Origin of the sequence: Streptomyces callyspongiae, from assembly GCF_047200695.1 — a bacterium.
Classification (GTDB): domain Bacteria; phylum Actinomycetota; class Actinomycetes; order Streptomycetales; family Streptomycetaceae; genus Streptomyces.
Genome location: NZ_JBJZOM010000007.1, coordinates 124,863 through 147,559, shown reverse-complemented (window position 1 = coordinate 147,559; position 22,697 = coordinate 124,863). Strand labels below are relative to the sequence as shown.

The following is a 22,697-nucleotide window of genomic DNA, read 5'->3' as shown; positions in this document are numbered from 1 at the left end:
CGCCGGTGTACCTGTCAGACACCTTCCGCCTTGGCACTGCGCGACATCAGTTCCTTCAGGGCGACCAGCGGCGGTGTGCCCTTGTGGACGATGTTCACCACCGTCTCGGTGATCGGCATGTCGACGCCGTGCCGCCCGGCCAGATCGAGCACCGACCGGCAGGACTTGACGCCCTCGGCGGTCTGCCGCGTGGCGGCGACCGTCTCCTCCAGCGTCATGCCGCGCCCCAGGTTGATGCCGAAGACGTGGTTCCGGGACAACGGCGAGGAGCATGTGGCGACCAGGTCCCCCATGCCTGCCAGGCCGGCGAAGGTCCTCGCGTCCGCACCCATCGCGAGGCCGAGCCGCGTGGTCTCGGCCAGGCCCCTGGTGATCAGCGATCCCTTGGCGTTGTCGCCGAGACCCATGCCGTCGGCGATACCGACGGCCAGACCGATCACGTTCTTCACCGCGCCGCCCAGCTCGCACCCGACCACGTCGGTGTTGGTGTACGGGCGGAAGTACGGCGTGTGGCACACGGCCTGGAGGCGGCGCGCCACCTCCTCGTCGCGGCAGGCGACGACCGAGGCTGCCGGCTGCCGGCTCGCGATCTCCTTGGCCAGGTTGGGTCCGCTGAGGACCGCCACCCGGTCCGGTCCGGCACCGGTGATCTCGGCGATGACCTCGCTCATCCGCTTCACGGTGCCGAGTTCGACGCCCTTCATCAGGGAGACGAGCACCGTGTCCGGATGCAGCACCGGCTGCCAGCGTTCGAGGTTCTCCCGGAGCGTCTGCGAGGGGACGGCGAGGACGGTGAGGTCCGCGTCCCGCGCGGCCTCGGCCGGGTCGGTGGTGGCCCGCACGCTCGGCGGGAGTTCGATGCCGGGCAGGTAGTCCGGATTGGTGCGGGTCTCGTTGACAGCGGCTGCGAGGTCCGCGCGTCGGCCCCAGAGCGTCACCTCGCACCCCGCGTCGGCGAGCACCATTCCGAACGCGGTGCCCCAGGAGCCCGTTCCGAAGACGGCGGCACGCGTCACGCGTTCTCCCCCTCCTCCGCGGCGGAGGCCTGCTGCGGGGTCCGCGCGGCGGGTGACGCCGGTTCCGCCGGAGCGGACCGGACACGCCGCCCCGCCGCCGACTCCCCGGCGGCCTTGCGGTGGTCGTACCGTTCGGCGGGCGGTGCCTCCCCGCGGATGTCGGCGAGCTGGTCGGTCACGGCTTGCATCAGTACTTCTGTCACCTCGCGCAGCAACTCGGCGGTCGGCTCCTCGCCGTGGAAACGCGACAGGTCCACCGGGGGCCCGGCCTGCACCACCAGGGTCTTGCGCGGGAACAGGCGGAGCCGTCCGGTCCTGGCGTACGGCGGCATCGCGAGGTTGGCGCCCCACTGCGCCACGGGGACGACGGGCGCACGGGTCAGCAGAGCGACCCGCGCGGCGCCGGTCTTGCCCGCCATCGGCCACTGTTCCGGGTCGCGGGTCAGAGTGCCCTCGGGGTAGAAGGCGACGCACTCCCCCGCGTCGACGGCGTCCACGGCGGCGCGGAACGCCCCCGCGGCGTCCGCCGAGCCGCGGTACACCGGAATCTGGCCCATACGCCGCAGGAATCCGCCGAGGAGGCCGCTCCTGAACAGGGAGTCCTTGGCGAGGAAGCGGGGGACGCGGCCGGTGCTGTACTGGAAGTGGGCGTAGGAAAGCGGATCGAGATAGGAGTTGTGATTGACGACGGTGAGAAATCCGCCCTCGTCCGGAATGTGTTCCCTTCCGCGCCAATCCCGCTTGAAGAGCACCAGCAGCGGCGGTTTCACCAAGACCGCGGCAAGGCGGTACCAGAAGCCGATTTTGCGGCGGGACACCGGGACACCATCTCCTCTTGGCCGATCGGGACAGCCGCCCAGTCTGGTGCCGGGGCGTCCCCCTGTCGAGCGGAACGGCTGTCGTGCACACCGTATCCCCGGTGCCCGCGGACAGTACGGGTGGCAGGGGACAATGGCCGGGATGACGGGCGAGAGGACGTGCGGGGCAGGGGCCGAGTGGAACGTGGTCGTGCCCCTCAAGCCGCTGGCGCGGGCGAAGAGCAGGCTGGGAGCGGCGGTGGGCGACACCGCGCGCCGGCAGTTCGCGCTGTCCTTCGCGCAGGACACCGTGGCCGCGGCACTCGCCTGCCCCTCGGTGCGCGGTGTGGTGGTCGTGACCGACGACCCGCTGGCCGCCCGGGAACTCACCGCTCTGGGCGCGCGGACGGTTCCGGACGTACCGGGCCGGGGGCTCAACCCGGCCCTGGTGCACGGCGCGGCGACCGCTCGTACCTCACCGGGCGGCACCACGGCGGGCGTCGCGGCCCTGGGCGCGGACCTGCCGGCGCTGCGCCCGGCGGAGCTGGCGGGTGTGCTGGCCGCGGCGGCCGGGCATTCGCGGGCCTGTCTTCCGGATGCGGCGGGAATCGGGACGACGCTGCTGACGGCGCTTCCGGGGCACTTGCTGGCACCCGCTTTCGGCGGCCTCTCACGGGCACGCCACCGGGCTTCCGGCGCGGTGGAGCTGGAGGCGGGCGACGCGGCGAGTGTCCGCCGCGACGTGGACACCGTGGGTGACCTGCGGGCGGCGCAGGAGCTGGGCGTGGGACCGCACACGGCCGCGCGGCTCGCGGCGCCGGGGCGTAGGCTGCCGGACATGCAGGCCACCTCGTACACCTACGACCCGGCGACGCGGTCCGGCAGCGTACTGCTGGACGACGGAACGCCTCTGCCGTTCGACACGGCGGCCTTCGATGCCGGTGGGCTGCGCCTGCTGCGGCCGGGACAGCGCGTGCGCATCGAGGTCGAGGGCGAGGCCGACGAGCGCCGCATCACGCTGGTCACCCTGCAGACGCTGTAGTCCGGGCGCAGGCCCCCGAACAGCCCGCGGGCCGGGCTCCCGGTGGGAGTCCGGCCCGGCGGTTCGCGGCACGAGCGCCTCAGCGCCTGCGGGCGGTGGTCTTCTTCGCGGTGGTCTTGCGCGCCGACGACCTGCGGGCCGGAGCCTTCTTCGCCGTGCTCTTCTTGGTGGCCGGGGCCTTCTTGGCTGTGGTCTTCTTCGCGGGAGCCTTCTTCGCCGTGGTCTTCTTCGCCGCCGTCGTCTTGCGGCCGGCGGTCTTCTTCGCCGTGCTCTTCTTGGCGGTGGTCTTCTTCGCGGGAGCCTTCTTCGCCGTGGTCTTCTTCGCCGCGGCGGTCCTGCGACCGGCGGTCTTCTTCGCCGCCGCCTTCTTGGTGGCGGCCTTCTTGGTGGAAGTGCCACCGGACAGGCTGCCCTTCGGGGCCTTCTTGACCGCCACGTCGTTCTTCGGAAGCTTCTTGGCTCCGCTCACGAGGTCCTTGAACCCCTGGCCTGCCCGGAAACGGGGCACGGAGGTCTTCTTGACCCGCACCCGCTCACCGGTCTGCGGGTTGCGTGCATAACGGGCGGGGCGGTCCACCTTCTCGAAGGAACCGAACCCGGTCACGGAGACGCGTTCACCCGCGACCACCGCGCGGACGATGGCGTCCAGTACGACGTCGACCGCATCCGCGGCCTGCTGACGCCCACCGAGCTGATCCTGAATCGCTTCAACGAGCTGCGCCTTGTTCACATCTACCCCTTCACCAGACTGTGCCGGAACTATGTGGGTCCAAGCTTTTTCGCACGGTAGGCAGATATATACCGCAAATCAAACGCGAAACGGGCGAATCACCCTTGTGCCGCAATGAAGTCGACCGTCACGAAGCGCTGTCGGGAGCCGCACCCGCGCCCCCGTCACCGCGTTCGGCCGGGAACCGCCCTTCGTCGATGTCCTCCATGAACACCTCCAGACGCCGTTCGGCGTCCGCGAGGTCGTGCTTGGACGCTGCCGTGATGACGAGCAGCTTCCGCGACAACGCCACCCGCACGCTCTCGGGGACCCGCAACGTGCGGACGCGTGTGTGCGCTTCCTTCAGCCGGGCGGCGAGTCGGTCGTAGAGCTCGAGTTGACCGTCGCTGTCCATGTGCCGATTGTGCCATCTGGGGCGAGTTGTCACCTTGCGGGCACCCAACATGCGTCCGCGCCCTCCGCCCGGCGGGGCGGAGGGCGCGGAGCGCGGCCGGTGACCTGCGGTGTCCTCGGTCAGGCGGCCCGGGTGGACGGCTTGAACGGCAACCGGTCGGCCTCGTGCGCGGCGATGGCCTCCTCGTGCTGCAGGGTGAGACTGATGTCGTCGAGTCCCTCCAGCAGCCGCCGGCGAGCGTTCTCGTCGAGGCCGAAGTCCTGCTCGAAACCGGGGGCGAGGACGGTGCAGCGCTCCAGGTCGACGGTGACCTCGGCGTCCGGCTGCCGTTCCAGGGTCTCCCACAGCGTCTCCACCGCCTCCTGCGGGAGTACGACGGTGAGCAGACCGTTCTTCAGCGAGTTGCCGCGGAAGATGTCCGCGAAGCGGGAGGAGATCACGGCTCGGAAGCCGTAGTTCTGGAGGGCCCACACGGCGTGCTCGCGGGACGATCCGGTACCGAAGTCGGGGCCCGCGACCAGCACGGTGCCGCCCGCGTGCTGCGGCTGGTTGAGGACGAACTCCGGGTCCTTCCGCCAGGCCTCGAAGAGTCCGTCCTCGAACCCGTCGCGGGTGACCTTCTTCAGCCAGTGGGCAGGAATGATCTGGTCGGTGTCCACATTGCTGCGTCGCAGCGGTACGGCCCGCCCGGTGTGTGCGGTGAAAGCATCCATGGCTCAGGCCTCCACGAGAGAAGAGACGTCGGCGAGGTCGGCGGGCGAGGCGAGGTGGCCCAGCACCGCGGTGGCAGCGGCGACCTGGGGCGAGACCAGGTGCGTCCGGCCTCCCTTGCCCTGCCGGCCCTCGAAGTTGCGGTTGGAGGTGGAGGCGGAGCGCTCCCCCGGCTCCAACTGGTCGGGGTTCATGCCGAGGCACATCGAGCAACCCGCGTGCCGCCATTCGGCCCCTGCCGCGGTGAAGACCCGGTCCAGTCCCTCCTCCACGGCCTGCAGGGAGACCCGTACGGAGCCGGGGACCACGAGCATGCGGACGCCGTCGGCGACACTGCGACCCTCCAGGACGGCCGCTGCCGCACGCAGGTCCTCGATGCGCCCGTTGGTGCACGAGCCGACGAACACGGTGTCCACGCGGATGTCGCGGAGGCGCTGCCCCGGCGCGAGGTCCATGTACTCCAGCGCCTTGCGGGCCGCGTGGCGCTCGCTCTCGTCCTCGATGGAGGCCGGGTCCGGCACGGACCGGCTCAGCGGTGCACCCTGGCCGGGGTTGGTGCCCCAGGTGACGAAGGGCGCCAGTTCGTCGGCGTCGATGACGACCTCATGGTCGAAGACCGCGTCGTCGTCGGTGCGCAGCGTCCTCCAGTACGCGACCGCGGCGTCCCAGTCGGCCCCCTCGGGAGCGTGCTCCCGGCCCCGGAGGTAGGCGAAGGTGGTGTCGTCCGGGGCGATCATCCCGGCGCGGGCACCGGCCTCGATCGACATGTTGCACACGGTCATCCGGGCCTCCATCGAAAGCTTCTCGATGGCCTCGCCGCGGTATTCGATCACGTATCCCTGGCCGCCGCCGGTGCCGATCCGGGCGATCACGGCGAGGATGAGGTCCTTGGCGGTCACGTCCTCGGGGAGTTCGCCCCGGACGGTGACGGCCATGGTCCGGAACGGCGCCAGCGGCAGCGTCTGCGTGGCCAGCACGTGTTCGACCTGGCTGGTGCCGATGCCGAAGGCCAGGGCACCGAATGCGCCGTGGGTCGAGGTGTGGCTGTCGCCGCAGACCACGGTGGTGCCGGGCTGGGTGAGCCCCAGCTGCGGTCCCACCACGTGGACGACACCCTGTTCGACGTCGCCCAGCGGGTGCAGGCGGACGCCGAAGTCGGCGCAGTTCTTGCGCAGCGTCTCCAACTGGGCACGCGAGACCGGGTCGGCGATGGGCTTGTCGATGTCGAGGGTGGGGGTGTTGTGGTCCTCGGTCGCGAGGGTGAGGTCGGTGCGACGCACCCGGCGGCCGTTCTTGCGCAGCCCGTCGAAGGCCTGCGGACTTGTCACCTCGTGCAGCAGGTGGAGGTCGATGTAGAGGAGGTCGGGCTCGCCCTCCGCACGCAGGACGACATGGTCGTCCCAGACCTTCTCCGCGAGTGTCCGTGCCATCGCTGTCCCTCCGGCCGGCCGCGTCGCCGGCCTCGTGTCGTTGGCCCTTCGCCTCCCGCGCTCACCGTGCGCCGAGGGCGACCGTGCCTACAGATTGGCCCTTTCCGCGGCACACCGAACTTGCGTTTCATACTCTGAGACGCAAGTATCGACGCATGGACAACGGTAGCGGCACTTCGAGCGGAGTGGGTGTTCTCGACAAGGCGGCTCTGGTGCTCAGCGCGCTCGAATCGGGACCGACAACCCTTGCCGGCCTGGTCGGCACGACCGGGCTGGCACGCCCGACCGCCCACCGGCTCGCGGTGGCACTGGAGCACCACCGCATGGTGGCGCGGGACATGCAGGGACGGTTCACCCTCGGACCGCGGCTCGGCGAACTGGCGGCGGCCGCCGGGGAGGACCGCCTGCTGGCCTCGGCGGGACCGGTGCTCACGCACCTGCGGGACGTGACGGGCGAGAGCGCGCAGCTCTACCGGAGGCAGGGCGACATGCGCATCTGCGTCGCGGCGGCGGAACGGCTCTCCGGCCTGCGGGACACGGTGCCCGTGGGATCGACGCTCCCCATGAAGGCCGGGTCGGCCGCACAGATCCTCATGGCCTGGGAGGAGCCCGAGCGGCTGCACCGGGGCCTGCAGGGAGCGCGTTTCACGGCCACGGCCCTCTCGGGAGTGCGCCGCCGCGGCTGGGCGCAGTCCATCGGCGAGCGGGAACCCGGCGTGGCCTCGGTCTCGGCGCCGGTGCGGGGTCCTTCCCACCGCGTCGTGGCGGCCGTCTCGATCTCCGGGCCGATCGAGCGGCTGACGCGCCACCCGGGGCGGATGCACGCCCAGGCGATCGTGGACGCGGCCGCGCGGCTGAGCGAGTCCCTCAGGCGCACCGGAGGCAGCTGAGCGTGACGTCCCGGGGCGCGAGACAGCTCCGGGACCGTCGCGGACGGGACGCCCCGGAACCGGGAACGCCAAAAAGCCCTCCCGCACGGGAGGGCTCCGACGATCCGGGGATCGAGTACCCCCGACCGGATTCGAACCGGCGCTACCGCCTTGAGAGGGCGGCGTGCTAGGCCGCTACACAACGGGGGCTCACCCAAGATCCTCGTACGAGGATCCGTACCCCCGACCGGATTCGAACCGGCGCTACCGCCTTGAGAGGGCGGCGTGCTAGGCCGCTACACAACGGGGGCATCGATCTTGACGAACATTGATGTCGCGCAAGAACGCGCTGGGCTACCAGGACTCGAACCTAGACTAACTGAACCAGAATCAGTCGTGCTGCCAATTACACCATAGCCCACCAAAACGCAACCCCCTGTGGGGATTTTGTCCGGGTGGCCGCCTCCCGGTGGTTCGACCTTTGCGGCCTGCCCCGTTCGGCGACAGGAAGAACATTACCTGATCGTGGACGGTGCTCCAAAACGGGTTCCCGGGCGGGGCGCGGCCTGCCCGATGCGGGCCGCGCCCCCGGCACGGGGCCGTTCGCCGGTCAGTTCTCCGGCTGGGCCGCCAGCTTGGCCAGTGCCGCGTCCACACGGGCCAGGGTGCGCTCCCGCCCCAGCGTCTCGAGCGACTCGAAGAGCGGCAGGCCGACCGTGCGGCCCGTCACCGCGACACGCAGCGGCGCCTGGGCCTTGCCGAGCTTGAGACCGTGCGCCTCGCCGGCGGCCAGCACCGCCTCCTTGAGGGGTTCCGCCTTCCAGGTCTCGCCCTCCAGCCCGGCGAGCCGCGAGTGGATCGACCTCAGCACGTCGGAGGCGCCGGGTTTCATCGCCTTCTGCCACGACTTCTCGTCCCGGACCGGCTCCTCGAGGAACAGGAAGTCGACGTTCTGCGTGATCTCCGAGAGCACCGTGAGACGGGTCTGCGCCAGCGGGGCGAGTTCCTCGAAAGCGGCCTGGTCGAACGCCTCGGGCTTCCACGGGGCGTGGGGTTCGACGAGCCACGGGGCACAGGCGGCCGAGAAGTCCGCCACGGGCATCTCCCGCAGGTGCGTCGCGTTCACCGCCTCGCACTTCTTGAGGTCGAAGCGGGCGGGATTGCCGTTGACGTCCCCGATGTCGAACGCGGCGACCATCTCGTCCATCGTGAAGATGTCCCGGTCCTCGGCGATCGACCAACCCAGCAGCGACAGGTAGTTGAGCAGACCGGCCGGCAGGAAGCCGCGCTCGCGGTACAGGTTCAGCGAGGACTGCGGGTCACGCTTGGAGAGCTTCTTGTTGCCCTCTCCCATGACGTACGGCAGATGGCCGAAGGACGGGACGGCGCCCTTGCCGACCCCGATGTCCGCGAGCGCCCGGTACAGGGCGATCTGCCGCGGCGTGGAGGAGAGCAGGTCCTCGCCGCGCAGCACGTGGGTGATCTCCATCAGCGCGTCGTCGACCGGGTTCACCAGGGTGTACAGCGGGGCGCCGTTGGCACGCACGATGCCGTAGTCGGTGACGTTCTCGGGCCGGACGGTGATCTCGCCGCGCACCAGGTCGGTGAAGGTGATCGGCTCGTCGGGCATCCGGAATCGCACGATGGAGGAACGGCCCTCCGCCTCGTGGGCGGCCACCTGCTCCTCGGACAGTTCACGGCACAGGCCGTCGTAGCCGGACGGGCGGCCCTCGGCACGCGCCCGCTCGCGACGGGTCTCCAGCTCCTCCGCGGTGCAGTAGCAGCGGTACGCGCGGCCCGCGTCGAGCAGCCGCTGCGCCACGTCCCGGTAGACGTCCATGCGCTCGGACTGGCGGTAGGGCGCGTGAGGCCCGCCGACACCGGGCCCCTCGTCCCAGTCCAGGCCCAGCCAGCGCATCGCGTCGAGGAGCTGTTCGTAGGACTCCTCGGAGTCGCGGGCGGCGTCGGTGTCCTCGATACGGAAGACCAGGGTGCCGCCGTGGTGCCGGGCGAAGGCCCAGTTGAACAGCGCGGTGCGGACCAGACCGACGTGGGGGTTGCCCGTCGGCGAGGGACAGAATCGGACGCGGACTTCTTCGTCAGCCACGGTTGACTACCTTGTTGGTGAGAGTGCCGATGCCTTCGATGGTGACGGCGACTTCGTCGCCGACGGTGATCGGGCCGACCCCGGCGGGGGTGCCCGTGAGGATGACGTCGCCGGGAAGCAGCGTCATGGCCCCGGTGATGTGGACGATCAGGTCCTCGACGGACCGGACCATCTCGCTGGTGCGCCCCAGCTGGCGCTGCTCGCCGTTGACCGTGCACTGCACGGCCACGTCCGCAGGATCGAGATCCGTCTCGATCCAGGGACCCAGCGGGCAGGAGGTGTCGAAGCCCTTGGCCCGGGCCCACTGCTCCTCCGCTCGCTGGACGTCACGCGCGGTGACGTCGTTGGCGCAGGTGTAGCCGAGGATCACGTCACGCGCGCGCTCCCGGGGCACGTCCTTGCACATGCGACCGATCACCACGGCCAGCTCGGCCTCGTGGTGGACCTCCGAGGAGAAGCCCGGGTACACGACCGGGTCGCCCGGGCCGGCCACGGCCGTGGAGGGCTTGAAGAAGACGACCGGGACCTCGGGAACGGTGTGTCCCAGCTCGGCCGCGTGCTCGGCGTAGTTCCGTCCGACGGCCACGACCTTGTTGGGGAGCACGGGCGAAAGCAGCCGGACCTGCTCGGCGCCGAGCGGGAGCTTGTGGCCCGAGCGCTCGAAGTCGGCGAAGGGATGGCCCTTGATGATCTCGAGTTCGTCGCCCTCGACGAGACCGAAGGCGACGTTGCCGTCGAGGGAGAAGCGGGCGATGCGCACGGGTGTCCTCAATCGCGGTTCGGGGATTGCGGACCCCAGCCTAGGACACGGCTGCCTCCGCACGACGTGCGGCGCTCACCGCCGGTGGTACCCCCTCGCACGTCGAGGTGGGGCACCGCTCGTGCGAGCGGTGCCCCACCTCGACGTGAGGAGATCGGGTTGTCAGCGGAGGCGGGCCATGAGGGCGTGTTCGACCAGCGTGATCAGTGCCGACTTGGCGTCCGAGCGGTGACGCGCGTCCGTGGTGATGATCGGTGCGTCCGGGCCGATCTGCAACGCCTCGCGCACCTCCTCCGGCGTGTACGGCTGATGACCGTCGAACCCGTTCAGCGCGATCACGAACGGCAGACCGCTGTTCTCGAAGTAGTCCACCGCCGGGAAACAGTCCGCAAGACGCCGCGTGTCCACCAGCACCACCGCGCCGATCGCACCACGCACCAGGTCGTCCCACATGAACCAGAACCGGTCCTGACCCGGCGTACCGAACAGGTACAGGATCAGATCCTGGTCCAGGGTGATACGACCGAAGTCCATGGCCACCGTCGTGGTGGTCTTGTCCGCCGTGTGCGTCAGATCGTCGATGCCCGCCGACGCGGAGGTCATCACGGCTTCGGTACGCAGCGGATTGATCTCCGAGACCGCGCCGACGAAAGTCGTCTTGCCCACACCGAAACCACCGGCCACCACGATCTTCGCGGAAGTCGTGGAACGGGCAGCAGCACCGCCGCTAGAGCTTGCGAAGTCCACTGAGCACCCTTTCGAGCAGTGTCACGTCTGGTTGGCCATCGGCGCCGGAGTCGCCGCCACCGGGCTGGTGGATGGCGACAAGTCCGGCCTCCGCGAGGTCCGCCACGAGGATCCGGGCGACGCCGAGGGGAATGGAGAGAAGAGCCGAGATCTCTGCGACCGACTTGATCTCGTAGCAAAGCCGGCAGATCCGCTGGTGCTCGGGAAGCTGTCCCTGGAGCTGAGCGGAGTCCGCCGTGGTGTGCACCAGGGCCTCGATGGCCAGCTGGTAGCGGGGACGGGTGCGGCCGCCCGTCATGGCATAGGGACGCACCAGCGGCTGCTGGTCCGCCCGCCCGTCGCCGTCCCCGCGGCCGTGCCGGCCACTCCCGTCGTCGGCGGGGGAACGGGGTTGCGGCGGTGGCATGGGTTCGATCCTGTGAGGAGGTGACGGCGGGCCCTGCTGCGGGGCCGGCTCGGGCGACCCGTAGCGCTGCGGCGGTTGCTCACCGTAGTGCTGCGCAGGTTCGTGCGGCTGCTGCTCGGGCGCGGGGCTGCCGTGGACGCGCTCGCTGGGAGCGGAGGGGAAGTTGAACCGCTTCAGGGGAGAGCCCTGTTGTTCGTCGCGGCCGCTGTACGGGCCGCCCGGTGACGCTGTCACGTTTCCTCCTCCGACTCACGGATCAGCGGGCCTCATCTACCAGTTACTGCCTCGGCTTCCGGCGGGTCCGCGTCCACGGCACCCTATGGGGCCGAGGCGCAATGCGCACGGGCTGGTCGCTGATTGGCCGGTCAGTTGAGAAGGCTTCCCTGCAACTCGGCCCGCAGATCCGGAGTCAGGACACTGCCGGCACGGTCCACGAGCAGGGCCATCTCGTACCCCACGAGGCCGATGTCGGCGTCCGGATGCGCGAGCACGGCCAGCGAGGAGCCGTCCGAGATCGACATGATGAAGAGGAACCCGCGCTCCATCTCCACCACGGTCTGGTTCACCGTGCCCCCCTCGAAGATCCGCGACGCCCCGGACGTGAGCGAGGTCAGCCCGGACGCCACCGCAGCCAACTGGTCGGCTCGGTCACGGGGGAAGCCCTCGGACAACGCAAGGAGCAGTCCGTCGGCGGAGACCACCACCGTGTGGGACACCCCGGGGGTGTTGTCCACGAAGTTGGTGATCAACCAGTTCAGGTTCTGCGCCGCCTGGCTCATCGGGCTCACACTAACGCTCCTGATCGTAGGTGCTGCCGGGGCCGAAGCCCTGTCGGTCATTCTGATGGGCATCGCTCGCGATGCGTCCCCTGCGGACGCCGCGATGCAGGTTACTCAGCCTGCCGCGCACGTCCTCCGGGGCCCGGGAGACCTGGGGGCCGCCCTGCAAGCTCTGCTCGGCGGTGCCCTCGACCAGGTTGGCCCTGGGCACCCGTCGCGGGAGGCCGGAGTGCGTGACACCGCCGGCCTGCGGGGTGCGCAGCTTTCCGGCCCGCTGCCAGAGGTCGTCGTTCGCCGACCGCCACTGGTCACCGGAGTTCTCCGGAGATCCCGGCTGCTGCGGCACTGCCTGCCGCGGCTGCTGGGACGGAGGTTCCGGTTGGGCCTGACGCTCCGCCGCCGGTCCCCCTCCGAACGACTCTCCCCGGTCACGGCGCGGCAGTCCCGCGCCGGTCGTGAAGTGAGCGCTGCTCGGTGAGGGGCCCGGACGATCGAAGCCTACGCGTTCCGGTGTGCTTTCGTGAACGCCGGGCACCGATTCCGCTTCGTGACGGCCCCGGGCCCCGTGATCATATCCACGCCCGCCGCCGGAGCGGAATGCCTGCGGCGGCTGCGGGAAGTCCTGGGCGAAGGCGTCGCCCTCGGGCGGCCGGGAAGCGGACCCCCCGGGAGCTCCGCCGAACGGCCCGCCGGACTCGGGGCCCGCTTCCCGGGCCTCCAGCGCCGCCATCCGCTCCTCACGTATCCGGGAACGCCCCAGCGAGTCGGAAGGGCCCTGGAAGCCCGCGGGAGCGCCTTCCTGGGCACCTCCGGAGTAGCGCGAGTCGTCGAAGCCGAGTTCGGCCGCCGAGCGCAGGTGGCCGTCGAAGACGGGCTGCGGAGCGGCCGGCTGCTGCTCCTGCATGATCCGCGAGACGGTGAACTCCTCGTCGACCTGCTCCGGGTTGCCGCCACCGCCGTGGGTGATGGCCTCCGGAAGCATGACGAGCGAGGTGGTGCCCGCCTGCTCCCCGGAGGGCCGGAGCTGGACCCGGATGCCGTGCCGCAGCGACAGGCGGCCCACCACGTAGAGGCCCATCCGCCGGGAGACCGCCGCGTCGACAGTCGGCGGGTTCGCCAGTTTGTGGTTGATGTCCGCGAAGTCCTCCGCGGTGAGGCCGATGCCCTTGTCGTGGATCTCGATCATGATCCGGCCGTCGGGCAGCCGGGTCGCTGCGACGTCGACGCGCGTCTGCGGCGACGAGAAGGAGGTCGCGTTCTCCAGCAGCTCGGCGAGCAGGTGGACGAGGTCGGTGACGACGTCGCCGTGGATCTCGCTCTCCGGGACGGCGGACATGCCGACGCGGTCGTAGTGCTCCACCTCGGAGGAGGCGGCACGCAGCACGTCGACCAGCGGCACCGGACGGGTCCACCGGCGCCCCGGCTCCTCGCCCGCGAGGACGAGCAGGTTCTCGCCGTTCCGCCGCATGCGGGTCGCCAGGTGGTCCAGGCGGAAGAGGCTCTCCAGCTGGTCGGGGTCGGCCTCGTTGTTCTCCAGGTCCGTGATCAGCGCCAGCTGGCGCTCGATGAGCCCCTGGTTGCGGCTGGAGAGGTTGGTGAAGATCGCGTTGACATTGCCCCGCAGCAGGGCCTGCTCCGCGGCGAGCCGGACGGCCTCCCGGTGCACCTGGTCGAAGGCGCGGGCCACCTCGCCGATCTCGTCGGTGCTGCTGATCGGGATCGGGTCGACCCGGGTGTCGACCCGTCCGGGGTCGGTGCGGGACAGCTGGTCGACCAGCATGGGCAGGCGCTGCTCCGCCACGTCGAAGGCTGCGGTCCGGAGGTTGAGCATGCTGCGGCTCATCGACCGGGCCATCAACCGGGCCAGCAGGAAGGCGACGAGGAGCGCGGTCAGCACGATGCCGCCCGTCACGAACGTGTCGACCAGCGCGTCGTCCGCGATCTGCTGGGTCTCCGCGACGGACTCGTCGACGAGGTCGTTCTCGACGCTGCGGTAGGCCTCGAACTTGCCGGTCGCCGCCGCGAACCAGGTCTGCGGCGTGATGCCCTGCTGCCGGAGCTCCTCCGGCGACGCGCCGCTGGCGATCGCCTTGATCATGTCGTCCATGGCGGGCGGCGCGACGAAGGGCTTGCCCTGGGCCTCCGCCGCCTGCTGCGCCGCGGCGACCTTCTTCTTGCCGGCCTCCTCGGCCTGCCGCATCCGGCTCTTGAGCAGTTCCAGGTCCTCCGGGCGGCTGCCGCCGGCGAACTCCTCGACGGCGATGCCCTCCAGGTAGGCGTACGAGGAGAACGCGGTGAGCTGCTTCTTCAGCTCCCGCGGGTCCTCGGCGCGGTCGAGCAGGAGGTGCATGCCGATGGAGCGCTGCAGCGACTCGGCACCCTTGGCGAGGGAGACGGCGTAGACGGAGCGGCCGTAGGAGGTCACGTTGCCGGAGCCGAGGCCGAGCTCGTTGGCGAACTCCATCAGGGAATGCTGGACCCGGGTGTAGCCCTCCTCGGTCTTCACCCCGGTGAGCTTCTCGGTGTAGGCCGCACGGCGCAGCTGCTGCAGCGTGGGCTCCGACTCGCGGAAGGTCTCCAGCCGGCGCTCGAGGGACGCGTTGTCCGGCATCTCGGCGGCCTCCGCGTCGAAGGCTTCCTTGGCGCGGTCGGTCGCTGCCCGCAGTTTCCGCACCGAGGGCGCGTTCTGGCGGTCTCCGAGGAGGGGCTCGGCGGAGCGGTCGCGCTCGTCCAGGAGCGCGTTGCTGTACGCGTAGGCGGCGTCGACCAGCTGCGCGATGTCCTGGGCGTCCTCCGCCTCGTTCCAGGTCTCGATCGAGCTTTGCACCCGGAAGCCCCCGAACACGAGGGCGACCAGCACGGGAATCAGCAGGATCGCGTTCAGCCTCGTGGGCACGCGCCAGTTCCGCACCGCCAGCCGGCTTCCGCTCTCGGGAGGACTCGGCGGTGGTTCGGGCCGCTTGCGCCGGGCCGTGCCGCGCGTCGGCGGGGTGAAGTTGCCCCGCGACTCGGCCGCGCCCTGCGGAGCGGAGTCCTTCTTGCTACGCCTCACTCGACTACTCACCTCTCGGCGCGCGGCCCACCAGTCGGATGGGTGAAGCCGTAACTACTGCTGAGTTCAGCGAATTGCAGCACGTCACAGCCCCTCTTTCCAAACACTTGACGCGACGGGGAGAGGTGATTCCGCGCTGGGCATCTATCGGACATCAAGGGAGAAAATCCGCATACCGCAGAGCATTTGTGTGCAGCGTGAAACGTTCCGCTCGCTCGTTGTGTCGACAGCCTGTCAATAAGCTACTGAAACGTTACGGAAGCGAGCCGCGGGCATGGCGAAGAACACACCTGACCCACAGGTGAGCAGCACAAGTAGCCCCTCAACTCATCACGATGAGGGGCTACTTGACGTCTCGTAGTTAACGGAGGCGGGCCATGAGGGCGTGCTCGACCAGCATGATCAGTGCCGACTTGGCGTCCGAGCGGTGACGCGCGTCCGTGGTGATGATCGGTGCGTCCGGGCCGATCTGCAACGCCTCGCGCACCTCCTCCGGCGTGTACGGCTGATGACCGTCGAACCCGTTCAGCGCGATCACGAACGGCAGACCGCTGTTCTCGAAGTAGTCCACCGCCGGGAAACAGTCCGCAAGACGCCGCGTGTCCACCAGCACCACCGCGCCGATCGCACCACGCACCAGGTCGTCCCACATGAACCAGAACCGGTCCTGACCCGGCGTACCGAACAGGTACAGGATCAGATCCTGGTCCAGGGTGATACGACCGAAGTCCATGGCCACCGTCGTGGTGGTCTTGTCCGCCGTGTGCGTCAGATCGTCGACTCCCGCCGACGCGGAGGTCATCACGGCTTCGGTACGCAGCGGATCGATCTCCGAGACCGCGCCGACGAAAGTCGTCTTGCCCACACCGAAACCACCGGCCACCACGATCTTCGCGGAAGTCGTCGATCCGGCGGCAGCACCGCCGCTAGAGCTTGCGAAGTCCACTGAGCACCCTTTCGAGCAGTGTCACGTCCGGAGCGCCACCGGGCTCGGCGGTGCCCCCGCCCGGCTGGTGGATCGCCACCATTCCGGCCTCCGCGAGGTCCGCCACGAGGATCCGGGCGACACCGAGAGGGATGGAGAGAAGAGCCGAGACCTCGGCGACCGACTTGACCTCCATGCACAGACCGCAGATCCGCTGATGCTCCGGAAGCAGCCCCTGCAGGTGCGCCGGGTCGGCGCTGGTGCTCACCAGAGCCTCGATCGCCAGCTGGTAACGGGGGCGCGTGCGGCCGCCCGTCATGGCATAGGGACGCACCAGCGGCTGCTCGCCGTCGTCCCCGTACGGCTGTCGCTGCCCACCGTACGGATCGGGCGACGCGTGGGGCGGGATCATGGCTCCTCCGAGCGAGGCATTCTGTCGGCAATGCGGACTGTGGTGCTCATGTGGGGGGAGCGTGTTGTCAGTTCAGGATGCTGCTCTGCAGCTCGGCACGGACGTCGGGGGTCAGGACGTTGCCCGCACGGTCCACGAGCAGGGCCATCTCGTACCCCACGAGGCCGATGTCGGCGTCCGGATGCGCGAGCACGGCCAGCGAGGAGCCGTCCGAGATCGACATCAGGAAGAGGAACCCGCGCTCCATCTCCACCACGGTCTGGTTCACCGTGCCCCCCTCGAAGATCCGCGACGCCCCGGACGTGAGCGAGGTCAGCCCGGACGCCACCGCAGCCAACTGGTCGGCTCGGTCGCGCGGGAAACCCTCGGACATGGCCAGCAGAAGGCCGTCCGCGGAGACCACCACCGTGTGGGACACCCCGGGGGTGTTGTCCACGAAGTTGGTGATCAACCAGTTCAGATTCTGCGCCGCCTGGCTCATCGGACTCAACTAACGCTCCTGCTGGTGAGTGGGACCCAGGCCTCGGCTCTCCGAACCTGCCTGGCGTCCCTGCTGGATTCCACGACGGAGGTTCGTCAGCCGTCCGCGCACGTCGTCGGGCGCGCGCGAGACCTGCGGACCGGACTGCGCCGTGGACTGCTGCTGTGCTGTTCCCGCAACCAGGTTGGCACGAGGCACCCGGCGCGGCAGCCCGGAGGTGGTGACGCCTCCCGCGGAGGGCTGGCGGAGCTGCTCTGCCCGACGCCAGCGGTCGTCGTTGGGGGACGTCCCCCACTGGGCGTCCACGGTCTCCCTGGGGCCGCCCGTGGAGTTCTGTGCGGGCTGCTGCGGCGACATCCCCGGGGAGGAAGCCTGCGCATCGCCGGAGTACGGTCCCGGCTGCTGGGCGGCCTGCGGAGCAGCGGATCCCCGGCCCGCGGCCGGGCCCTGGAACCAGTTCGACTCCATGGACTCGAAGATCGGCGTCCGGTCGGCCGCCGGCGACGGGCCGGTGGGTGCGGCAAGGTCGCCGCGGTCCGACGGTGCGGCCGGGAACCGGCCGGTGTCCTGCTGCCCCGGCCCCGGCGCCCCGCCCGCGGGGAGGGGACCGGTGGGGAACTCGCCCGAGGGGCGGGGCTCGTCGTGGCCGCGCGGCGCGTCCGGCGCGGCCCAGCTGGGCCTTCCCGCCTCCGGGCCCCCGGCGACCGGAGCACCCGGCAGTGGGGTGTCGAAGTCGGGGCGTTCGAACTGCGCGGTGTCGCCAGGACCGCCCTGCGGCAGGGAAGAGGCGCCGGCGCCCTGGCTGCCGGCCCCGGGGAACTCGCCGCCGGCGGAACCGCCCCGCACCGGCAGTCCACCGCTGGTGTGCTGCTGCGGAGCGGTGGGCCGGTGTCCCGTGGTGCCGGCGGCCCCCGCCGGTCCTGCTCCCGGTCCTGCTCCGGCCGGAGCACCGGCACCGGGGCGGGTGGGAAGACCGGCAGGCCCCGGGGTGCCGGGAGCGGTGTCGTTCCCTCCCGAGAGCGCCGGACGCGGGGCTCCACCGCCCACCTGGCTCCGGTCCGGGGCCGGGGCGCCCGGCCGGTTCTGCGCCGCTGCCGGGTGCGAGGCGTCCGACGTGCCGCGCGGCTCCCGCTGCAGGGCGGCGGCGAGGCCCCCGCCCTTGCCGCCGCCGGAGGGACGGCCGCCCGCCTTGCCCTTGGCGCCCGCACCGCCCTGGGCGATGTCCACCGGCAGCATGACCAGTGCCGTGGTGCCGCCCGAGTCGGAGGGACGCAGCTGGATGCGGATGCCGTGCCGGAGCGACAGGCGGCCCACCACGAACAGTCCCATCCGCCGCGACACGGAGACGTCCACGGTCGGCGGGTTCGCCAGCCGGTCGTTGATCGCGGAGAGGTCCTCGGGCGAGAGGCCGATGCCGGTGTCGTGGATCTCCACGAGCACACGGCCGTCCGGCAGGGCGTGACCGGTGACCTTGACCTTGGTCTGCGGCGAGGAGAAGGAGGTGGCGTTCTCCAGCAGCTCGGCGAGCAGGTGGACGAGGTCGTTCACGACACGTCCCGCGACCTCGGTGCTGGGAACGGCGTTCAGCTCGATCCGCTCGTACTGCTCCACCTCGGAGGCCGCAGCACGGAGCACGTCGACCAGCGGCACCGGACGGGTCCACCGGCGCCCCGGCTCCTCGCCCGCGAGGACGAGCAGGTTCTCGCCGTTCCGCCGCATACGGGTCGCCAGGTGGTCGAGCTTGAACAACGAGGACAGCTGGTCCGGGTCCGCCTCGCGCGACTCCAGCTCCGAGATGAGCGAGAGCTGGCGCTGGATGAGGCCCTGGCTGCGGCGCGAGAGGTTGGTGAACATCGCGTTCACGTTGCCCCGCAGGAGTGCCTGTTCACCGGCGAGCCGCACGGCCTCCCGGTGGACGTCGTCGAAGGCCGAGGCGACCTTGCCGATCTCGTCGCGGCTGTGGACGCCGACCGAGTCGACGGAGGTGTCGACGTCCTGCGGATCGGCCTCGGACATCTGCTTGACGAGCTCGGGAAGCCGCCGCCGCGCCACGTCCTGTGCGGTGTCCTGGAGGCGGCGCAGCGAACGGATCATGGACCGGGCGACCACGAAGGCGCCGACCAGGGAGATACCGAGAACGAGGAGGATGAGGACACCGTTCACCCAGGCATCGGTCTGCGCCTGAGCACGGAGCGTACGGGCCCGCTGCTCCATCTCGTCCAGCAGCGAATACTCGATCTTCTCCATTTCCTCGATCTTGTTGGTGTCCTGGTCGTACCAGTCGAGGTAGGAGCGGGGCCGCTGCTTGATCCCCGTCTCGGAGGAGAGCACGCGGTTCGCGTAGGTCTCCGCCGCCGTGTTGATGGTGCTGCCGTCGAGCTGGTCGAGCAGCTCGCGGGCGCCCTCCGAGCCGTAGATGGCTTCGAAGCTCCGCAGGTTCGCGTCCTCGGAGTCCAGGGCGCTCTTGGCGTAGAGGCGGTCGTTCTCCGAGAGGTCCGGGCCGCCCTTGTGCGCGAGTCCGGCGCTGATGATCGCGCGCTGGATCGAGGCGTACTCCTTGGCGGAGGAGAAGGACGCCAGAGCCCGGGTGCTCTGGATCATGTCGGGATTGCTGGTGGCCTGCGCCATGTCCTGCGAGAGCGAGAGCAGGGAGTTGATGAGACGGCTGTAGCGGTCGACGGTCTGCGAGGCGTACTTCGGGTTCTCGTACGCGCCCGTGCGGATGCTGCGGAGTTCCTCGAGCTGCCGGCTGATGACGTACACCGTCGACTTCACGCCGGCCAGGCGCTCGTCGTTCGGGTCGAGGTCACCGGTGGCGTCCGTGAAGGCCTCGCGCGCCCGGTCGGTGGCCTCCCGGGTGGCGACGACGGAATCGTCCTTCTCGTTGCCCGTGCTGACCAGCGGGCCGGCGGACTTGTCGCGCTCCTCCTGGAGCGCGGCGGCGAGCTCGGTGGCGTGCTCCGTCATCTCCGTGAGGAGCCGCATGTTGTCGAGCTGCTCGACGTTGTCGCGGGAGTCCTGGATACGCAGGCCGCCGAGCGCGGTGGCGGCGACCACGGGCAGCGCGAGCAGGGAGACCAGCCGGGTGCTGATGTGCCAGTTGCGCAGGGCCATCCGCGAGCCCGGACCGCTGGGGCCCTTGGGCCTGCTACCGGCCTTGCCGTCACCGGCCTGCCGTCCGCCCGAGAGCGTCTCGGTGGTTTCGGAGTCCTGGACGGCCGCCGTGGAGCTGCTCTCCCGGCCGCGGCGGGGCGACGAGCCGCGGTCGGTCACACCGCGCAGCTCCGGGTCCCCCGCAGCGCTGCCATCCCTCTTGAAACGTCCCTGCACTAGCGTCGCAACCTCTGGACCAGGCGTCCCTCCGCTCAGCGCAGCGGGACGGTATCGACATGGGGGTTTCCCGGGCCCCCTGGGCGATCGTGAGTGACCGGCGCGTCCCCTTGCTCCACCGCCGCGCGGCGCTGCACTGCGCCCCCTGCGCGCCGGCTGACTTCCCGCGGCGGTCCGTGGAATTTCAGCACAGTGCCGGACCAGCAACAAGGGCTGCGGGCCGCCCCGTGACACAGGTGACTCAAAGCAGGCAAACGATCACGCACCGTGGAGAACAGCACCCGCCATGTCGGACTTGTCAACACGGGAAGCTCCACCTGCTCCACTGCCCCGGTAGCGAGCACTGAGTCTCGAATGACCGCGTGCTCCACGTTTGCCCCGATTCCTTCGGCACCACGGGAGGCACGATATGCCCCTTTTGTGGGTGAGTAAGTGAGCAACCTCACAAGCCGGGCGGTGTCTGAAGCGCACAGCCCGGGGGAATAGCAGGCCTACGCTCAGTGCTGAAACAATCCTGCCGCCATCACAAGCGATCTGCTGGGGAACCGAGGACGTGAAGACCACCATGGCCAACCGGACGACTGCCAACCCGCGCCGGACCACGCTCGCACACCTGGACACGGCGGACGAGATCGCCCGCGGGAACACCGCAGAGCTCACCGACGGCGAGCTTCCCGCACAGACCGCCAATCCGCGCCGCACCGTGCTGAACGAGTCCTCGGACGCCTGACGAGGGCCGACCCGGCACCGAACGCGCTCGGGCCCCGGACACGATTCCGTGTCCGGGGCCCGAGCGCGTCGAACCCGTGCCGGGTGCGCCACCGCACACCCGGCGGGCGCGGGCCGCTCAGTGACGCCAGCTGTGCGGGGCGTGGAACCCGGGGCTCCGCTCCAGTCGCCGCCAGCCGGCCCTGCTGCGTCCCGGAGCGGCCACGTGGTCCCCGGCGGGCTGCCGCGGGGCGGTCGCACGGGCCATGAGCAGCGCGGTGACCGCGGCGAGCTCCTCGTCGCTCGCGCGTCCGCGCTCGACACGGACCAGGGGCGTGGATGCAGTACTCACGTCGGTCTCCGTTCGGTGAGGTGCGGCGGGGAAGGTCGGTGCCGTCACTGCGGCGGGTTGCCGTGCTTGCGCGACGGCAGGTCGGCGTGCTTGGTGCGCAGCATGGCGAGGGAGTCGATCAGGACCTGGCGGGTCTCGGCGGGGTCGATCACGTCGTCGACGAGTCCGCGCTCCGCCGCGTAGTAGGGGTGCATCAACTCGGACTTGTACTCCTTGACCATGCGCGCCCGCATGGCCTCCGGGTCGTCGGCCGATGCGATCTGGCGACGGAAGATCACGTTCGCCGCGCCCTCCGCGCCCATCACCGCGATCTCGTTGGTCGGCCACGCGAACGTCAGGTCGGCCCCGATGGACTGCGAGTCCATGACGATGTAGGCGCCCCCGTACGCCTTGCGCAGCACCAGCGAGATCCGCGGCACCGTCGCGTTGCAGTAGGCGTACAGCAGCTTCGCCCCGTGCCGGATGATCCCGCCGTGTTCCTGGTCCACTCCCGGCAGGAACCCCGGAACGTCCAGCAGCGTGACGATCGGGATGTTGAAGGCGTCGCACATCTGCACGAAGCGCGCCGCCTTCTCACTGGCCTCGATGTCCAGGACCCCGGCCAGCACCTGCGGCTGGTTGGCGACCAGTCCGACCACCTGACCGCCCATCCGCGCCAGTACGCACAGGATGTTCCCCGCCCAGCGCTCGTGGACCTCGAGCAACTCGCCGTCGTCGACGAGCTCCTCGATCACCGCACGCATGTCGTACGGACGGTTCCCGTCCACCGGCACGAGGTCCAGCAGCATCTCCGTGCGGCGGGCCACCTCGTCCTCGGTCTCCACCACCGGCGGGTTCTCCCGGTTGTTCTGCGGGAGCAGCGAGAGCAGGTAGCGCACCTCCTCCAGGCAGGTCCGCTCGTCGTCGTACGCGAAGTGGCACACGCCCGAGGTCGCCGCGTGCACGTCCGCGCCGCCCAGACCGTTCTGCGAGACCTCCGCGCCGGTGACCGCCTGCACCACGTCAGGACCCGTGATGAACATCTGGGAGGTGTCCCGCACCATGAAGACGAAGTCCGTGAGTGCCGGGCTGTAGGCCGCGCCACCGGCGCAGGGCCCCATCATGACGCTGATCTGCGGAATGACCCCGGAGGCCTTGGTGTTCCGCTGGAAGATCCCGCCGTATCCGGCCAGCGCCGAGACACCCTCCTGGATCCGGGCGCCGGCACCGTCGTTGAGCGACACCAGCGGCGCACCCGCCGCGATGGCCATGTCCATGATTTTGTGGATCTTCGTCGCGTGCGCCTCTCCGAGCGCACCGCCGAAGATGCGGAAATCGTGGGCGTAGACGAAGACCGTCCGCCCCTCCACGGTTCCCCAGCCGGTCACCACACCGTCGGTGTACGGCTTCTTGTCCTCGAGCCCGAAACCGGTGGCACGGTGCCGGCGCAGCTGCTCGACCTCACGGAACGATCCCTCGTCCATGAGCAGTTCGATCCGCTCACGCGCGGTCAGCTTGCCCTTCGCGCGCTGCGCCTCGGTCGCCTTCTCACTCGGCCCACGGTGCGCCTCCTCGCGGATGGCGTGCAGTTCGGCCACTCGGCCGCGGGAGTCCTGAGGCAAATCGGTCATGTACAGACCCTACGAAACGACACCGCTTCCGGGTGTCGT

Annotated in this window: 20 protein-coding genes, 3 tRNA genes and 1 pseudogene; 3 read left to right on the top strand and 21 right to left on the bottom strand. The window is 70.3% G+C overall.

Going from position 1 to position 22,697, the window contains the following annotated elements; translation table 11 throughout:
- Positions 1 to 14: 14 nt before the first annotated feature.
- Together ACL06G_RS08830 and ACL06G_RS08825 are read right to left on the bottom strand one after the other, a co-directional pair.
- Complete coding sequence (locus tag ACL06G_RS08830; protein ID WP_412785209.1) at positions 15 to 1,016, bottom strand: NAD(P)H-dependent glycerol-3-phosphate dehydrogenase; 1,002 nt, start codon at positions 1,014 to 1,016, stop codon at positions 15 to 17.
- Complete coding sequence (locus ACL06G_RS08825; RefSeq protein WP_412785210.1) at positions 1,013 to 1,834, bottom strand: lysophospholipid acyltransferase family protein; 822 nt, start codon at positions 1,832 to 1,834, stop codon at positions 1,013 to 1,015. The genes ACL06G_RS08830 and ACL06G_RS08825 overlap by 4 nt, the downstream gene beginning before the upstream one ends.
- A 133-nt stretch (positions 1,835 to 1,967) precedes the next feature.
- Here ACL06G_RS08825 and cofC point away from each other — a divergent pair.
- Positions 1,968 to 2,630: pseudogene (gene cofC, locus ACL06G_RS08820) on the top strand (2-phospho-L-lactate guanylyltransferase); the annotation flags it as partial.
- A gap of 304 nt (positions 2,631 to 2,934) precedes the next feature.
- Here the strand turns inward: cofC and ACL06G_RS08815 are convergent.
- From ACL06G_RS08815 to leuC, 4 genes are all read right to left on the bottom strand, one after another.
- Positions 2,935 to 3,585: an HU family DNA-binding protein gene (locus ACL06G_RS08815; protein WP_412785211.1), complete on the bottom strand. Its 651-nt coding sequence runs from the start codon at positions 3,583 to 3,585 to the stop codon at positions 2,935 to 2,937.
- Positions 3,586 to 3,712: 127 nt separating this feature from the next.
- Entirely contained in the window at positions 3,713 to 3,979 is a 267-nt protein-coding gene (locus tag ACL06G_RS08810) for an SCO5555 family protein (protein WP_412785212.1), read from the bottom strand.
- Positions 3,980 to 4,098: 119 nt separating this feature from the next.
- Positions 4,099 to 4,692, bottom strand: a complete 594-nt coding sequence (gene leuD, locus ACL06G_RS08805) for a 3-isopropylmalate dehydratase small subunit (protein WP_412785213.1) — start codon at positions 4,690 to 4,692, stop codon at positions 4,099 to 4,101.
- A gap of 3 nt (positions 4,693 to 4,695) precedes the next feature.
- On the bottom strand, positions 4,696 to 6,120 hold the full coding sequence (leuC, locus tag ACL06G_RS08800) for a 3-isopropylmalate dehydratase large subunit (protein ID WP_412835684.1): 1,425 nt from the start codon (positions 6,118 to 6,120) through the stop codon (positions 4,696 to 4,698).
- A 155-nt stretch (positions 6,121 to 6,275) separates the two neighbouring features.
- Here leuC and ACL06G_RS08795 point away from each other — a divergent pair, with 155 nt between their 5' ends.
- Positions 6,276 to 7,010 carry an IclR family transcriptional regulator gene (locus tag ACL06G_RS08795; RefSeq protein ID WP_412785215.1) on the top strand — a complete coding sequence of 245 codons (735 nt, stop codon included), beginning with the start codon at positions 6,276 to 6,278 and terminating at the stop codon, positions 7,008 to 7,010.
- Positions 7,011 to 7,126: 116 nt separating this feature from the next.
- On the opposite strand, the gene ACL06G_RS08790 is transcribed toward ACL06G_RS08795, so the two are convergent.
- The 13 genes from ACL06G_RS08790 to ACL06G_RS08730 form a co-directional block, all read right to left on the bottom strand.
- Positions 7,127 to 7,199, bottom strand: a tRNA-Glu gene (locus ACL06G_RS08790).
- 28 nt (positions 7,200 to 7,227) lie between these two features.
- Positions 7,228 to 7,300 (bottom strand) — tRNA-Glu (locus ACL06G_RS08785).
- Positions 7,301 to 7,338: 38 nt separating this feature from the next.
- Positions 7,339 to 7,410 (bottom strand) — tRNA-Gln (locus ACL06G_RS08780).
- A 189-nt stretch (positions 7,411 to 7,599) separates the two neighbouring features.
- Positions 7,600 to 9,096 (bottom strand): glutamate--tRNA ligase, encoded by a 1,497-nt coding sequence (gene gltX / locus ACL06G_RS08775; protein ID WP_412785216.1) that lies wholly within the window; start codon positions 9,094 to 9,096, stop codon positions 7,600 to 7,602.
- Complete coding sequence (locus ACL06G_RS08770; RefSeq protein WP_412785217.1) at positions 9,089 to 9,856, bottom strand: fumarylacetoacetate hydrolase family protein; 768 nt, start codon at positions 9,854 to 9,856, stop codon at positions 9,089 to 9,091. Before ACL06G_RS08770 ends, gltX begins: the two co-directional genes overlap by 8 nt.
- A 162-nt stretch (positions 9,857 to 10,018) precedes the next feature.
- On the bottom strand, positions 10,019 to 10,603 hold the full coding sequence (locus ACL06G_RS08765) for a GTP-binding protein (RefSeq protein WP_412785218.1): 585 nt from the start codon (positions 10,601 to 10,603) through the stop codon (positions 10,019 to 10,021).
- Positions 10,584 to 11,243: a DUF742 domain-containing protein gene (locus ACL06G_RS08760; protein WP_412785219.1), complete on the bottom strand. Its 660-nt coding sequence runs from the start codon at positions 11,241 to 11,243 to the stop codon at positions 10,584 to 10,586. Before ACL06G_RS08760 ends, ACL06G_RS08765 begins: the two co-directional genes overlap by 20 nt.
- 131 nt (positions 11,244 to 11,374) lie before the next feature.
- Positions 11,375 to 11,788, bottom strand: coding sequence for a roadblock/LC7 domain-containing protein (locus ACL06G_RS08755; protein ID WP_412785220.1), 414 nt, complete (start codon positions 11,786 to 11,788; stop codon positions 11,375 to 11,377).
- A 10-nt stretch (positions 11,789 to 11,798) separates the two neighbouring features.
- The gene (locus ACL06G_RS08750; protein ID WP_412835683.1) at positions 11,799 to 14,840 is read right to left on the bottom strand and encodes a sensor histidine kinase; all 3,042 of its coding nucleotides are present in this window, start codon (positions 14,838 to 14,840) and stop codon (positions 11,799 to 11,801) included.
- Between the two features lie 361 nt (positions 14,841 to 15,201).
- Complete coding sequence (locus ACL06G_RS08745) at positions 15,202 to 15,786, bottom strand: GTP-binding protein (protein WP_412785222.1); 585 nt, start codon at positions 15,784 to 15,786, stop codon at positions 15,202 to 15,204.
- Positions 15,767 to 16,177, bottom strand: coding sequence for a DUF742 domain-containing protein (locus ACL06G_RS08740; protein WP_412785223.1), 411 nt, complete (start codon positions 16,175 to 16,177; stop codon positions 15,767 to 15,769). The genes ACL06G_RS08745 and ACL06G_RS08740 overlap by 20 nt, the downstream gene beginning before the upstream one ends.
- 67 nt (positions 16,178 to 16,244) lie before the next feature.
- Positions 16,245 to 16,658 carry a roadblock/LC7 domain-containing protein gene (locus ACL06G_RS08735; protein ID WP_412785279.1) on the bottom strand — a complete coding sequence of 138 codons (414 nt, stop codon included), beginning with the start codon at positions 16,656 to 16,658 and terminating at the stop codon, positions 16,245 to 16,247.
- A gap of 9 nt (positions 16,659 to 16,667) precedes the next feature.
- Positions 16,668 to 19,988: a sensor histidine kinase gene (locus tag ACL06G_RS08730; RefSeq protein ID WP_412835682.1), complete on the bottom strand. Its 3,321-nt coding sequence runs from the start codon at positions 19,986 to 19,988 to the stop codon at positions 16,668 to 16,670.
- A 553-nt stretch (positions 19,989 to 20,541) separates the two neighbouring features.
- Between ACL06G_RS08730 and ACL06G_RS08725 the strand changes: the two genes are divergently transcribed.
- A complete protein-coding gene (locus tag ACL06G_RS08725) occupies positions 20,542 to 20,718 on the top strand; it encodes a hypothetical protein (protein WP_412835681.1) in 177 nt (58 codons plus the stop codon).
- A gap of 117 nt (positions 20,719 to 20,835) precedes the next feature.
- Here the strand turns inward: ACL06G_RS08725 and ACL06G_RS08720 are convergent, their stop codons facing one another.
- Both ACL06G_RS08720 and ACL06G_RS08715 read right to left on the bottom strand, forming a co-directional pair.
- The gene (locus ACL06G_RS08720) at positions 20,836 to 21,048 is read right to left on the bottom strand and encodes an acyl-CoA carboxylase subunit epsilon (RefSeq protein WP_412785226.1); all 213 of its coding nucleotides are present in this window, start codon (positions 21,046 to 21,048) and stop codon (positions 20,836 to 20,838) included.
- A gap of 44 nt (positions 21,049 to 21,092) precedes the next feature.
- Positions 21,093 to 22,658: an acyl-CoA carboxylase subunit beta gene (locus ACL06G_RS08715; RefSeq protein WP_412785227.1), complete on the bottom strand. Its 1,566-nt coding sequence runs from the start codon at positions 22,656 to 22,658 to the stop codon at positions 21,093 to 21,095.
- Positions 22,659 to 22,697 lie beyond the last annotated feature (39 nt).